The 13,969-nt window shown below is 69.6% G+C and carries 9 protein-coding genes and 1 pseudogene; 5 read left to right on the top strand and 5 right to left on the bottom strand.

What is annotated here, in order from left to right:
* Positions 1-216 precede the first annotated feature (216 nt).
* Both Q7C18_RS09220 and Q7C18_RS09215 read right to left on the bottom strand, forming a co-directional pair.
* Entirely contained in the window at positions 217-2,778 is a 2,562-nt protein-coding gene (locus Q7C18_RS09220; protein ID WP_311025133.1) for a LuxR C-terminal-related transcriptional regulator, read from the bottom strand.
* Complete coding sequence (locus Q7C18_RS09215) at positions 2,775-5,360, bottom strand: LuxR C-terminal-related transcriptional regulator (protein WP_311025132.1); 2,586 nt, start codon at positions 5,358-5,360, stop codon at positions 2,775-2,777. The genes Q7C18_RS09220 and Q7C18_RS09215 overlap by 4 nt, the downstream gene beginning before the upstream one ends.
* Positions 5,361-5,908: 548 nt before the next feature.
* Between Q7C18_RS09215 and Q7C18_RS09210 the strand changes: the two genes are divergently transcribed.
* The 5 genes from Q7C18_RS09210 (at position 5,909) to Q7C18_RS09190 (ending at position 10,466) form a co-directional block, all read left to right on the top strand.
* Entirely contained in the window at positions 5,909-7,207 is a 1,299-nt protein-coding gene (locus Q7C18_RS09210; RefSeq protein WP_311025131.1) for a HEPN domain-containing protein, read from the top strand.
* Positions 7,208-7,376: 169 nt separating this feature from the next.
* Positions 7,377-8,009 (top strand): SipW-dependent-type signal peptide-containing protein, encoded by a 633-nt coding sequence (locus Q7C18_RS09205; RefSeq protein ID WP_311025130.1) that lies wholly within the window; start codon positions 7,377-7,379, stop codon positions 8,007-8,009.
* Positions 8,006-8,641, top strand: coding sequence for a SipW-dependent-type signal peptide-containing protein (locus Q7C18_RS09200; protein ID WP_311025129.1), 636 nt, complete (start codon positions 8,006-8,008; stop codon positions 8,639-8,641). Before Q7C18_RS09205 ends, Q7C18_RS09200 begins: the two co-directional genes overlap by 4 nt.
* A gap of 29 nt (positions 8,642-8,670) precedes the next feature.
* Positions 8,671-9,993, top strand: coding sequence for a hypothetical protein (locus Q7C18_RS09195; RefSeq protein WP_311025128.1), 1,323 nt, complete (start codon positions 8,671-8,673; stop codon positions 9,991-9,993).
* Positions 9,990-10,466 carry a hypothetical protein gene (locus Q7C18_RS09190; RefSeq protein ID WP_311025127.1) on the top strand — a complete coding sequence of 159 codons (477 nt, stop codon included), beginning with the start codon at positions 9,990-9,992 and terminating at the stop codon, positions 10,464-10,466. Before Q7C18_RS09195 ends, Q7C18_RS09190 begins: the two co-directional genes overlap by 4 nt.
* A 347-nt stretch (positions 10,467-10,813) precedes the next feature.
* On the opposite strand, the gene Q7C18_RS09185 is transcribed toward Q7C18_RS09190, so the two are convergent.
* From Q7C18_RS09185 to Q7C18_RS09175, 3 genes and pseudogenes are all read right to left on the bottom strand, one after another.
* Positions 10,814-12,022 carry an HTTM domain-containing protein gene (locus Q7C18_RS09185; protein ID WP_311025126.1) on the bottom strand — a complete coding sequence of 403 codons (1,209 nt, stop codon included), beginning with the start codon at positions 12,020-12,022 and terminating at the stop codon, positions 10,814-10,816.
* Entirely contained in the window at positions 12,019-12,834 is an 816-nt protein-coding gene (locus tag Q7C18_RS09180) for a DUF5819 family protein (protein WP_311025125.1), read from the bottom strand. The genes Q7C18_RS09185 and Q7C18_RS09180 overlap by 4 nt, the downstream gene beginning before the upstream one ends.
* A gap of 180 nt (positions 12,835-13,014) precedes the next feature.
* Positions 13,015-13,969 (bottom strand): annotated as a pseudogene (locus Q7C18_RS09175) (hypothetical protein); the annotation flags it as partial.

Below are 13,969 nucleotides of genomic sequence, written 5' to 3'. Positions count from 1 at the left end.
CCACAGATGTCGCGACCGTATGCGCATCTGGCACGGTGGGCGCTGACGGGACATGCCCATTGTCCGAACATCACATCCTCAGCTGCTCGCGCAGACCGCGAAAGGTGCGCCGGCAAACCTGCGTCATCACCGCAGCGTCGCAGGTCAGCGCTGATTCGGGCGACGCAGCCAGGACTCCGCGGTCCTCCGAGCCGCCAGGGCCGGCGGGCGGGCGGCTCACCTCACCGAGGCGGCGGTGCGGTCGAGTCTCAGGCGCAGCGACAGCAGCTCCATCCGATTGCTGCAGCCGAACCGCTGCAGCATGCCGGAGATGGTCGCCTCCACGGTGCGGGCCGAGACGTGCAGATCACGGGCGATCTGCGCGGTGGTGCGCCCGGCGCGCAGTCCGGCCAGCACGGACGCCTCACGGCCGGAGAGCGTCAGCACGAACTGGTCTCGGAACAGCGTGGATGCCTCGCCGGGGCGCTGGGAGTCCAGGACGAGGTTGATCAGCCGGATACGCAGTCCGCTGCTCAGCTCCTCCCGTCGGTCCCACAGTTTGGCCAGCACGGCGAGCCCCAGCAGGCGGGCGTGAGAACCGATGAGACGCTCTGCGGCGTCGACCGCCGCGACCGGGTCGTCTGTGTCCTGCGCTTCGGCGAACAGGCGGATGAGCCGGGGCCTTCCTGGGTCGTCCCGCCAGTGGGCCCGCTGCACCTGACGGGCGGCCCGGGAGGAACGGCGCAGCAGCACCATGAACAGCAGCAGCTGTTCCTGGGCCGTCTCCCCCTCGGCGGCCGCCTGCTCTGCCAGGTCCTCAAGGCGACGACGCAGGTCATCCTCCCGCAGCCCTGCGGCGCTGAGACGCAGGCCCTCCCCGGCGAGTCGCAGCCAGGGGATCCCGTCGGGGGCTTCGGACTCCCGCAGCACCGGTTCCCGGAGGACTGCATCCTGGAGGACCGGATCCTCGAGGAGCTCGCGCGGGGCCTGGGTCATCAATGACGCCGCCGCGGCGGCCAGATCTCGACTGAACCGGAACAGCCCGTAGGTGTCACCCGCTGCGTGGATCCTCGCGGCAGAACAGGCACTGCGGCAGGCCAGGTGCGCACGATCGTCCTGCATCGCGGGGAAGGCCGCCAGCAGGTCGCCGACTCCGGCGAGGGCGGGGCTGCGCAGACGGCGTTCATTCCAGATGTCGGTCTCCACCCGCAGCATGTCGACCCGCCACCCGGAGGTGGCAGAGATGAGCAGCAGCATCGCCACCGCACATTCCTCCATATCCGGGAACCCGTCTTCCCGGCGGAGGACGTCGATGAGGCTGGAGAGCACCTCACGACCCAGGTCGGACTGGCGCCGGAGCCCCAGGAGAGCGCCGGCCCACAGCTGACTGAGCAGCGCCTCCTCGCAGTCCTCCGAGGCCCGCAGCCTCTGCAGGGCGGCGAGCAGCTCGTCCGTGCGGCCGACGTCCTCACTCAGCATCAGCACCTCGTCGAAGGTACTGGTGAGCGAGTCGCCACCAGCTCGGCCGCGAAGGGTCTTGATCACGGGCTGAGCCTTCTCAGGGTGGAACAGTCGGATCCGTTCGGCGACGAGGACGGCCTCCCGGATCTCGGCCCGGCCGGCGTCATCCGGGAGGGAGGCCAGACGGTGAAGCGCAGGGTCGACGGCGCCCAGAGCGTTGTCAGCGCGCGCGGCCAGCACCATCAGCTCGGCGGACGGACGGGCGTAGAGATCGACGAGGACCTGCACCATCCGGTACCAGGAGGCCGCGAGTCCTCGACGAGCCAGCTCGGCGGCCTCGGACTGGTCGGGAGTCTGCTGTGCACGGGCGCGCCACCAGCTCAGCGCCGTCGCAGAGGATTCGCCACCTTGGGACATGTCGATGCTGCGGCCCTGGCTGTGCCACCAACGCAGGATGTCCGGCCAGCGCATCTCGCCGAGGATCATCACACGCACCGCTTCGGCGGTGACGCGCAGGTCTGACCAGCCTCGGACAGCTGAGGTCTCGAAGCCCAGGATGCCCTGTGCCATGAGGCTGGCGAGCGGCTCGTCACCGTAATGGCTCACAGCGTGCTGCTCTGGGATGCGGCCTGCCACGGCGACCAGAGTCAGCAGCTCTCGCTCCTCCACGTCGAGCCCCAGCAGCAGGGTGTCACCACCTTCGGACAGCGACCGATGGAGCTCGTCCTCGTCGGTGTCCCATTCCCAGAACCCCTCGTACTCCCGAAGGGTTCCGCAGCCCTGAGCCATCCCCAGCAGTCGCTCCGCGAGCGCCGGCTGCCCGGCCGAGAGATGGTACAGACGCCGCACCACCCGAAGTGACACCGGCCCTCCGAGGTGCCGCCTGATCTGAACGCCAAGCTCACGGGCGCTGATCGTGCCGGGGATCACCTCGCGCAGATGCCCCGTCCGCTCGAGCTCGCGCAGGCGGGCGGGAACGTCCTGGGCGGAGCGGACCACCACCAGGAGGCGTCGGCGTCCTGAGGTGCAGAGGCTGACGAGGTCCTCCACCACGTCGTCCTCCAGCTGACCGGGCCACAGCACCACCACCGGTCCGTCGCGTCCCCGCTGCCCTGCGGCCCTGGCGGCAGTCTCGATTGGCCGGGGCTGGTGTCCTCCCAAGCCGTCGATGACCGCCAACACCGAGGACTTCCGCATCGCGGCGAGCAGCTCCTCGACGCCCCAGTGCCCAGGCAGATGAAGTATCCATGAGTCTCCCGCTGCGTCATCCAGGAATCGGCGGGCGAGTCGTCCGGACAAGGGTGAATCCTGGGTCCGGGGATACGGGCTGCGGGTCATCGGCGGTCTCCTTCCTCGAAGAGTTGGGCGCGAAGCTCGGTGCGCGAGCCGACGCCGAGCTTGCGGTAGGTGTTGCGCACGTGGCTCTGCACGGTGCGCTGGGAGACCCTCAGGGCATCCGCGATCTCCGCCAGGCTCAGGCCTTGGACGGCCTGTGCCGTGACCTCCCGCTCCCGGGCCGAGAGCAGCGCCATGCGGTCCCGTCCGGCAGCGGTCAGTCCCGTGATGTCGGACAGAGGACGGACGGGGCGCCGTGCGACGGAGGCGACGCGGAATCGACCGCCTCGACCCTCCAGCGCAGCGACGGCGGCCTGGACGCGGTGCGCAGCACCGTCCAGTCGGGCGACCAGCAGATCCACCACCTCCTCCTCCACGCCGGCTTCGCGGGCCTGACGGATCAGCGGGTCCAGCGTCTCCACTGGCAGGGCGTCCAGGCCCCGGAGGATCAGGCAGCGCAGCACCACCCGTCGATGCGGCCTGTCCTGTGGCACTGCGTGAAGCGCACGCAGGAGGTGCTCGGCATCGCCGAGGCCGACCGCATCGAGCAGGCAGCCCACGGAGATCAGCGCCTGCCGCCAGGGCGAATCGTAGAAGCCCTGGGTGCGCGGCGGGACGTATCCCGGAGGACCCAACAGCTCCTCGGCCCGCCCGCCTTCGACGGCATGGTCGAGGGCCTCCAACAGTGCCCGGCGGACGGGCCCCTGCGGCAGGCCTCCGTCAAATTGGGCCCAGATGTCCTCCAGGAGGTTCCGCAAGTCGTCCAGGGGCTCCCCGCACAGGAGGTCCTGGAGCATGTGCAGCAGCTCGGTGCCGGTGGTCCGCAGCAGGACCCGGCCCTCCGGCTCCCCCTCGAACCAGTCCTCCGGGAGGACATCCTCCTCCGGAGCCAGCATCAGCCGGGAAGCTCCGAGGACGCAGGCGACCCAGTTCGCCGCAACGATCGGCACCTCGCGGAAGGGCACACCGCTCAGCGCCGTCACCCCGCTGGTGGAGTCTGGAGGATCCTGGTGAGCAGCCCGGCAGACCTCCAGCGTCTTCAGCAGCACCCGTCCGAGTCGGGCGAGGTCCGGACCGGACTTCCCTGTCCTGTCCAGCCTCCCCTCCGGTGTCCTCTCCCTGGTCACTGGCAGCGCCGATGCCGCTGCTCCCGGATGCGGACCTTCTTCGAAGGACAGTGTCTCAGGCGGCGGCAGGGGGGTCACGCCTCCCGCGGCGTGCACCTGCAGGTGGGTCAGCGCCCGCAGGAGATCGTCAAGATCGGGATGCGTCCGCGCGGCGGCGGCCAGGTCGGCGAGACGGCGCTCGCCCGCCTCGACGTCCCGGAGCAACACGATGTCGATGAAGGCGAGCAGCCCGATCGTGGTGGGGTCCGAGCCTGGGGCCACAGACCTCAGCAGACGCAGGGCTCGACGGGGAGCCCCGACGGCGATCTCACAGCAGGCCTGGAGGTGGACGCGATCGACGTCGTCGTCCGGCAGCCCCTGGAGGAGGAACTGGGCCTGATCAAACAGACCTCGCTCCAGGAGGTCCCAGGCAGCCGCGCGAGCATCAGCCGGGTCCACCGGCTCCCCCAGGGACCAGGCGTGCAACGTGCCCGCGGGAGTCCGAGGGGGCTCTGCCACGGGCTGACGAGCCATCACCAGGCTGTGCTGATGGGCCGGTCGGCTGATGGCCACACCGGTGCGGGTGATCGTCAGCAGACCTGCTTCCTCCAGGGGGAATATCGCCTCACGCAGCAGATCGGAGGCCATCGCCTCATCTACAGGCACCTCTCCTCGGAGCGCCACGGCGCGCAGGGCCTGGGCGGCGTGGGCGCCGAACGCCTCGCGCAGGCGTGCGAGGTCGCCATCGGCGGCACGTCGGTCCATCCACTGGGGCGGCCGCACCACCACGCTGCGTGAGTCGACGGTGCCTATCCAGCCCTGCGCCGTCCCGTGTCGCGCCAGGAGGGCGAGGTCCTCGGGCACCCCGCCGGAGCAGGTATGCAGGTAGCGGGCCAACGCCGCCGTCGGCGGCTCCTCCAGCATCTGGGCCAACAGCGTCCGCGTCTCCTCAAGTGTGAGCGTGGCGAGCTCCAAGTGCAGTCCCCGGGGGCCGTTCAGCACGCGGGCCAGTCGCCGGGCGATCGCGGAGGGCCCGGCGGCGGTCATCAGCACACCCACCTGATGGGAACGGATGACCGCGTCGATGACCTCCGCGGAATCCTCATCGAGCAGATCAGCCTGGTCGATGAGGAGGTGGTGCTCCCCCGTACCGGGCGCTGTCTCTGAGCCTCCGGCTCTGCCGTCGATGAGCCTGCGAGCCGCCTCCTGCACACCGAGCTCCTGCAGAATCTGCAGACGGCGGGTCAGCAGCCTGCCCGGCACCTCCCCCGTGGCGATGACCTCGAGCCTCGCCTGGGCACGCGTCGCTCCCTGGGTGAGCAGAGCCGCACGTTCTGTGCCGAAGGGGCCGGTGACCAGCACGACCGGTGCGACGACCTCCAGGCAGTGCTGCTCCAGCGCCGTTCGGGCCAGTGCCGCAGAGGTGCCACGACGCGGGCAGACGCCGGGCGATGTGTGGGGGTAGGTCTGCTCGCGCATGGGGCATCCTTCTCCGTGAGCCCAGGAGACTCCTCGCCTGGGGAGCCGCGCCGCCGGATCGGATGCCCCAGATGGGAGCGCGATGGGAAGACAGTCCTCCCGCTCTGCCGACCACTAGGTTGCCGAGGTGAACCGATACCTCAGGCCCAAGAATCCTGGTGATCAGATGAACAGGTGTCCTGCCCTCGTCTGGCTTTGAGTGCACTATCTCATATTCTCTGCGATGAGGGCACCAGAGTGAACGTCGCACACCCTCACCCGGGCAGCACGTCTCCACGTGAAGGGCCGTAGCCGCGCCGAGCTCGTATGTCGCACACGAGCACCAGGTCAGCGCGATTATGACTAGCCGGTTCACCAGAGAAGGGGTGAAAGTGCTTCAATGAGGAGATTGTGAGGACTGGTCTGAACCGTGTCTTTCAGACCCCGATGAGGCCGGTGCTCCCGCTCAGAAGGCGCTGATCCGTGCTGCGCACCGGATCAGAGGCCCTGGACGACTCCGCCGCGCCCAGACCCGCAGCGCGCCCTCCGCCATCCGAGGAACGACGACCGTGATCTTGCAGCAGCACCTGTCCGGCACATGGTGGCCGGACGACAGGCCCTCGCCCCGACGCGTCGGGACGCTGAGCGTCAGCCAGTCCCAAGGTGGACATCTGCGTCTCCGCCCCGGCGACGCTCCGCACCCCGGTGCCTGGAGCTCCGGAGTGCTTCACGGCCTGCTGGACGGACCGGCGGCTGACCCCTCCCAGGAACGCGCCGCAGCTCCTCTGGTGCCCGACGAGCAGGTGCCAGGACGTTCCGTGACCCTGTTCGGGGCGCTGCCCCTTCCCGTCGATGCAAGCGGAGCCCCTGAAGAAGGCGACGTCGCCGTCGACGCGATACTCGTCGGAGACACCGTCGACTCACCCGAGCAGCATCGATACCGCCGAGCGACCCTCGAGATCCCCGAGCTCGCCCCCTGGTCGGCCAGAACGATGCGCGGCGAGTCGGCTGACGAGGAGGCAGCGGCAGCCGCTGCCGGTCCGGACTCGGTCTCCGTCGCCGTGGCCTGCCGGACAGAGGAGCCCTCCGAGAGCCACAGTCTGCAGTTCACCGCCACCCCGTCTCTCGGCCATGTGGAGGTGGAGGTGGTGGACCCGAACCAGGACGGCCTGTCGGTGGAGGAGATCCGCCGCAATGCCCACGCCATCCAGGACCTGTTCTCCTTGGCCTCCCTCGCCCCTCCGGCGGGAATGCGCGCCCGCATCCCGGCCGACGACACCCATGGGGAAGTCCTGCTGTACTGGCGCCAGACCTTGACATTCCCCTCCCAGATCTCCCCCGGCGGCTCATTGATCTTCTCGGCCGCCGAGCTCGAGATCACCGCAGCCCTCCAACGCTGGTACGAATTGCGCCTGAAGCACCGCGTCACCATCGACCTGCTGATGGGCATGCTCCGAGCTCCGCACCGCTACACCGAGCTGAACCTCCTGGTGATCGTCGCCGCGGCGGAAGCGCTCTTCGCCACCACGGACGGCCGGTCGAAGCGCCAGCGGAAGGACTCCACACTGCGCCTGAAGCTGGTGGCGATGGCCGAGCGCGTCAAACTGGCGAGCCGGATCGACCTCGGGCTGCCGGTCCAGGAGTGGGCCGAGCGCACCGCCCGGGTGCGAAACTCGTTCACCCACACCGGAGGGGCCACCGACTACACGGAAGCCCAACTGGGTGAGCTGGTCGGCCTGACCACCGCGGTGGTGGTGGCCAATCTCGTGCAAGATCTGGGAGTCCCCCCGGAGGCATGGTCTCGCGGCCTGGCACACACCCCGGCGCTGCGGCGGCTGCGCCCGGCGGACGTCGCCACGCTCTTCTGATCGCAGCTCTACGGTTGACCACGTCCCAGGAATCTGTTCTGACCTCTTGTCGCCGCGGGTGAAGCGCATTACATTCGAGAGGGACGCCCGATAGCCAGACCGACCGGCCCCTCTGGGGCGATCCGGTTCAGCATCCCGCGGGCGCGACTCACTCGTCCAGGGGGCATCCATGACCGAGTCACGCACACCCGAAGAGAAGACCGCTCGTCGCCGGAAGGTCCAGGCAGTATTGGCCGGAGGTCTCGTCCTGGGCCTGGGGGCGGCGGTGACCATGGCCAACTGGAACGACTCGGAGTTCGCCGAAGGGCTCTTCGGCTCGGCGTCGTTCAACCTGGAGGGATCCACCGACGGTGAGACCTACACCGACCATGACGCCATCGACGAGGCCGCCCAGCTGACCTTCGCCGCGGACAACATGACCCCGGGCCAGACCGTCTATGCGCCGTTCTGGGTGCGCTTGGACGCCGACACCACGATCGACGGAACCGTGGAGGCCTCAGACGGCATCGGCGTGGTCGCCTCCAGCGGAGAGAACGCCGCGCACCTGTCCTACGAGGTGCTGGCCGATCCGGACACCTGCGATGCGGCCGGCGCCGCCAGCGGCACCTCGGTGGCGTCCGGCGCGGACCTCAGCGAGGGCATCGGCAGCACCACCTCCTTCGATCTGTCCGCCGGCGACGGCGACGCCGGCACACCTGTGCTGCTGTGCTTCGAAGTCCAGGCCAGTCCGGATGACTTCGTCCAGGATGACACCACGGAGGTGACCTGGGAGGTCACGGCGACCTCGGTCGACAACCCATGACCGAGGCGGCGCCGGCCTCTGCCGAGGGGCCCCGCCGCGGACGCCGTGGCCAGCTCTCCCGCAGGATCCGGGCTCTGGCGGCCAGCGGCCTGGTGCTCGGCGTGGGCGCCTCGGTGACGCTGGCATCGTGGAACGACTCGGAGTTCGCCGGAGGCACCGTCTCGGCCGGGCACTTCACCCTGGAGGGCTCCACCGACGGGTCGAACTTCCGCACTACGGACGCGGAGGACCCCCATCAGCTGAGCTTCACCGTGGCCAGTGGGCTGACCCCTGGCCAGCGCACCTACGCCCTGTTCAGCGTGCGCACCGCAGCCGGGTCCGCCGGTGGGACCGTGCAGCTGCAGGGCGACGACGGCAACACCGGCACCTTGGCGAATGCAATGACCTACGGGGTGCGGACCATCTCGGGAACCACCTGCAACGCAGCCAGCTTCGACGCCGGGACCGTGGTGGTGTCCCGGGGCACGGCGCTCACCGGCGACGCGGCAGACAGTCAGACCGTCGCGGCGGACCAGGGCTCCGAGGTGCACTATTGCCTGGAGCTGACCCTGTCCTCCACCGCCCCGAATCAGGTCCAGGGCACCTCGACGACGCCGCTGTGGCGCGCCGTGGGGACCTCCTCGAGCGGGTGAGCGCCGTGTCCCGTATCCGGAAAGCGTGCGTGGAGGTGCTGCTGTGGCTCGCCGCCCTGGGGGGTCTGACGGCGATCGTGCTGGTGATATGCGCTCATCTGTTCGGCATCTCGCTGATCCTGTTCCGCACCGGCTCCATGGAGCCGACGATCCCCCAGGGCTCCGCCGCAGTGGTCCAGGAGGTCCCCGCCGCGGTCGTGGAGGTCGGCGACGTCGTGACGGTCGACCGGCCGGGCCAGATGCCGGTCACGCACCGGGTGACGTCGGTGAGCCCGGGTGAGGCACCCGAGGAACGGGTGCTCACCATGCAGGGGGACGCCAATGACTCCGAGGACCCCTACCCGTACACCGTGACCGAGGTGCGCGAGGTGCTCTGGTCGGTGCCGGGTCTGGCCCAGCCCATCCACCGCATGGGGGACCCCTGGGTGATGGGCACCATCACGGTGGCCGCCGCCCTGCTGGTCGGCTGGGCGTTCTGGCCGCGGGACGGCGGATCGACGTCGTCGCGACGGCACCGCCCCCGCCACGCCTCCGCACCCAGTGCCCGTGCCCTGGGTGTGATGGTCGGGGGTTGCGCGGCGCTCACCTCCGGTGGACTGCTGATGGCGGACGCCCCGGCGGCCCACGCCGAGGCCCTCGATGATGAGCCTCAGGTGGAGGTGATCGCCGGACAGCACCTGCAGCTGACGTCCTCCTACCTGCCGCAGGCCTCCCGCACACTGGCACCCGGTGAGGTGGTGCCCTGGGAGGTCGCCGTGGAGACTGATGCGCCGGGGCCGGGCGAGCTCCGTCTCGGGCTCAGCAGCACCGGGGACGTCCCGCTGAGGGTGCGCGTGGAGTCCTGCAGGGTGCCGTGGTCTGACCCGGCGCTGACCGCCGAGGCGGTGTGTCCGGACGGGTCCGTGGTGCTCCGGGAGGCCGAGGACGTGCCCCGGGACGGGTCCGTGGAGTCACTCGGGGCGGTCGACGCCACCGACCCGCAGTGGTTGCGTGTCCTGGTGACATTGAGCGACGGGGCGACGTCCGAGCCGTCCTCCGGGCTGACGTCCCTGCGGGTGCATGCGGAGGCCTTCGGCGACGACCTGACGGTGACCCCACCGAGCACGGAGGGCCCCCCGAGCCCGGACGACGTGCCGGACCAGGGGGCGGAGGATCACGTGCCGGGAACCGACGACCCGACGGCACGTGAGCCCGAAGACCTGGCCAGCACGGGAGCAGCGCTGCTGCTCCTGCTGCTCGCCGCTCTCGGTTCCCTGGCGGTGGGGCACCTGCTTCGCCGTCGGCGCCGAACTGCCGCCGGGGCGGCAGATGCGGCGAACCCAGCCGACACCCACGACGGGGAGGCGCGATGATGCGACGCCTCCTGGCCGCGACCGCCGTGTTGGGTCTGGTCTGCCTCGGCGTCTCGAGCTCGGTGGCGCCCCGCATCGAACCGACGGAGGCCTCATGGACCCACCAGCAGCCTGCAGGCGCGGCCACGCTGTCTGTGGCGACGGTGCCGCCCGTGGCCAACCTGAGCTGCTCAGGCTCGCTGCTGCTGGGACGGCTGACCATCACCTGGTCACATCCTGCCGGCACGCTGCCACGCCAGGGCTACCAGATCCAGCGCTTCTCCTCCCCCACCTCCAACACGCCCACGCACACCTTCACCGTGGGCCCAAACGCCACGCAGTACGTCAACAGCAACCTGGCCCTGCTGAACACCACACGGTGGGAGGTACGCACCGTCGGGCCGGGAGGCTGGACCTCGGCCCCGTGGGCCATGCAGGTGGTGCAGCTGGCCACCGCGCTCTCCTGCACCCCCGAGTCCGGGCCGCGTGTCTGAGAAGCCCACACCTGAGAGGACACGGCGCCCGAGAACCAGGACATTCCCTGAAGAAATCCGAGCGGGAACTGTTGCCACGAGCAATGATGCATTGTCAGGATGGCAGTGCTCCCGGACTTCTGGGGGCGCCGACGGATCGAGCAGGGGGAATCCCTGGTTGACGAGTGGCAGCGACACCTGCGGATGATCAGGCGGTTCTCGGGCTGAACGGCATTCTCCTCGGATGACTCAGCGGCGAAGGGCCCTGACGCTCCCGGGTCGCGCCGTCTTCGCTGGTCCGGCACCTGGTCTCCCTGGGGTTGCCGGGCCAGCGGCCTGTCCGGCCGAGGACGCGCTGACAGGGACGATCACCGCCGGGTGCGTCGGGGCGCACCGGCCGGTTCGGCCTCCGGCTCCTCGTCCTCCCGTGACTCCTCCTCCGCCTCGTCGCCGCGGCCCGCACCCGAGACCGCCCCGTCGCGGTCACCGTGGGCAGAATGCGACTCGATACGAGGTGCCCCAGAGTCCCGGCCGCCGCCCAGCTTCCCCCGCAGCGGCTCCGGGAGGCGTCGCAGCACCGACCGCAGCACCGCAACGGTGGTCCTCTCGATGCCCCGCCAGGTGCGGCTCGAGACGAAGATGGCGTCGAATGCGAGCATGGCCAGCGAGAACCACGGCAGACCCATCATCACGGCGATGCCGCCGTGCAGCAGCACCACACCGACCAGAGCCAGTCGGCGGCTGACGGGGTGCAGCAGCCCGACGGCGAAGAAGAGCTGTACGTACACGGAGAAGTAGGTCAGCGCTGTGAGCAGCACCGGATTGCCCGTGACCAGGCTGTTCAACCACGGGAAGACACCGTACTCGTGGAGGCTGAGCGGATAGTACAGCGCAGTGCCGGCCTGCCAGGTGGACCCTTGGACCTTGTACAGGGCGGAGGCGGTGTAGAGGATGAAGATCTGGCAGGCCAGGCCGATCAGCGCCACATTGTGGATGAGACTGGTCCACCACCCGGGGAACACCGGCAGGGAGTGCCACACGTGTGCGAAGGGGCCCAGCTGCCCCGCGGCGGCGCGCTGCTCGCCGCGTCGACGTCGTCGGGCGTCCAGGGACCAGTGCGCGGAGGTGTTCATGAGCACCATGAGCAGCAGCCCGATGCGGGCGATGTTGTCCCCCTGGTCACCCATCGGGGAGGCTCGCTCCACCAGCGCCGCCATCCCGATCGCGAGCAGGAGGGTCGTGGCGCGAGTGCGCCAGCCGATGATCACGGCCACGGCCAGACCCATCAGGGCCATGTACATGAGGGTGAACAGGGCTGGCGATTCGACGCCGAACACGTCCACGAGCTCGCCGAAGGCGTTGACCTCCCGGTACGGCTCCGCCCAGAAGGATCCCGTCCCCCAGAGGATGTGCCGCGAGGTGAAGTTCGTCAGCAGCAGACCCAGCATGGCCACGCCGACGAGGATGCGCGTGGCTGAGAGGCCGTAGAGGGCGTTCTGCTGCAGGAGCAGCCAGCCCTGGCCGCGGATGTTCCAGTCGTTGAGCGGCTGGATCACGTGGTCTCGTACGAGGCTCATCGCCAGTCCCCTCCCTGGTCCAGGTAGGGCGCGAAGGAGGCGATCTCCTCCTCGGTGAGATCTGTCGCCGCCCGCCAGCCGTACTCCCGCTCCGTGCGGGTGGTGTCGTCCACGGTCCGCTCCTCGTCGTCCCAAGACGGAGCGGGACGGGTGGACGTGCGGTACTGGACGTGGAGGACCTCTCCGTCCTCGCCCCAGATGTTCTCAGCGGCACCGGTGGCGATGCGCGTGGCCGCGGCGTCGGCCGTCATATAGCGGTTGATGTCTGACGTTCCGGCACCGCCGTCGACCGCGACGAGACGCTCCCGGAGCTGTTCCACAGGGGTGTCGGTGTAGCTGGCCTTGAGCCAGTCGCGCTGCTCGGTGTTCATGTCGCTGATGGCACTGTGGAGGCGGTCCGCGGTGCGCCGGGAGATCTTCGCGGTGCGGGCGGGGAACGGATTGCCGGCCACAATGCCGTCCTCGTTGTCGATGAGGTCCACCCAATCGGTGTGCACCGTCTCTCCGGCGTCAGGGTCCTCCACGATGGCGCGGATCTCGAAGGTGACCGCCACGCGCCGCGGGTTCGGGGCGAAGATCGACCAGTTCTGTTGGAACCAGGGCTGGATGTACTCGCGGACCCGGTCCTGGCCCACCGCATCGCGAGCCGGAGTGCTGGGGGCGACCCACAGGCCGATGATCAGCGTGTGGATGAGCACGAGTGCCACCAGGGGCCAGGTCAGGGCGCGGGCCCCGCCGGGCAGGTGACGCAGTGCGCGCCGAGTCTGGGCCAGCTGGGGGTCAGCCTGGCCGGGGGTGTCTGGTCTGGTCACGGAACCTCGTCACTCTCCAGGTGTTGCGGTGCTGGAACAACATCAGCGGGCGAGGGCCGCAGCTGTCAAGGGCGGACGTCGTGCGGGGCGCCTCAGAAACAGACGAGCTGGCGGCGTCATCACCGGTACAGGTGATGACGCCGCCAGCTGCGTGTGATCGGCTGATTAGCTCATGGCCGGTCAGCTGGTGCGGCGGACCTTCGCGAAGGCGACCACACCGGAGCCGACGACGACGAGCAGCAGGGCCATCAGGCCCAGACCGATCGCGCCGGAGACACCCGTGGAGGCGAGGTCGTCGCCCGGCTTGCCGTCTCCCGGCTTGCCGTCGCCATCCTCAGCGCCGGTGCCCGGGTCGACGGTCCCGGTGCCGTCCTCGCCGGCCGCGGCCGGCTCGGCGATCGTCACGGTCTCGGAGGCCGAGACGGACGGGTCAGTGTCGTCGGTGGCGGTGACGGTCAGCTCGCCCGGCTGGGTGCCCTCAGGGACAGTCCAGTCGATGGAAAAGCCGCCGTCGGAGTCCACCTGGACGCCTTCGATGGTGTCGATGACGTTGCCGTCCTCGTCGGTGATCACCACGGTGACCGTGGAGTCCGGCACGAAGCCCTCACCCTCGACGGTGACATCGTCACCCGGAGTGACGGTGCCCGGCTCGACGCTGATCGACGGGTCGTACTCGACGCCGTCCTCGGTACCAGACTCATCGCCAGCCTCAGTGCCGTCTGCGTCCACGACGGTGACGGTCTCGGAGGCGGTGACGTCCGAGTCCACGTCGTCGGTGGCGGTGACGGTCAGCTCGCCCGGCTGGGTGCCCTCAGGGACAGTCCAGTCGATGGAGAAGCCGCCGTCGGAGTCCGTCTCCACACCTTCGATGGTGTCGACGACGTTACCGTCCTCGTCGGTGATCACCACGGTGACCGTGGAGTCCGGCACGAAGCCCTCACCCTCGACGGTGACATCGTCACCCGGAGTGACGGTACCCGGCTCGACGCTGATCGACGGGTCGTACTCGACGCCGTCCTCAACGCCATCCTCGGTGCCGTCCTCAACGCCATCCTCGGTGCCGTCCTCGACACCATCCTCGGTGCCGTCCTCAACGCCATCCTCGGTGCCGTCCTCAACGCCATCCTCGGTGCCG

Source organism: Nesterenkonia sp. CL21, assembly GCF_031705515.1.
GTDB classification, from domain to species: Bacteria; Actinomycetota; Actinomycetes; order Actinomycetales; family Micrococcaceae; genus Nesterenkonia; species Nesterenkonia aethiopica.
This window is presented reverse-complemented; position numbering and strand designations above follow the sequence as displayed.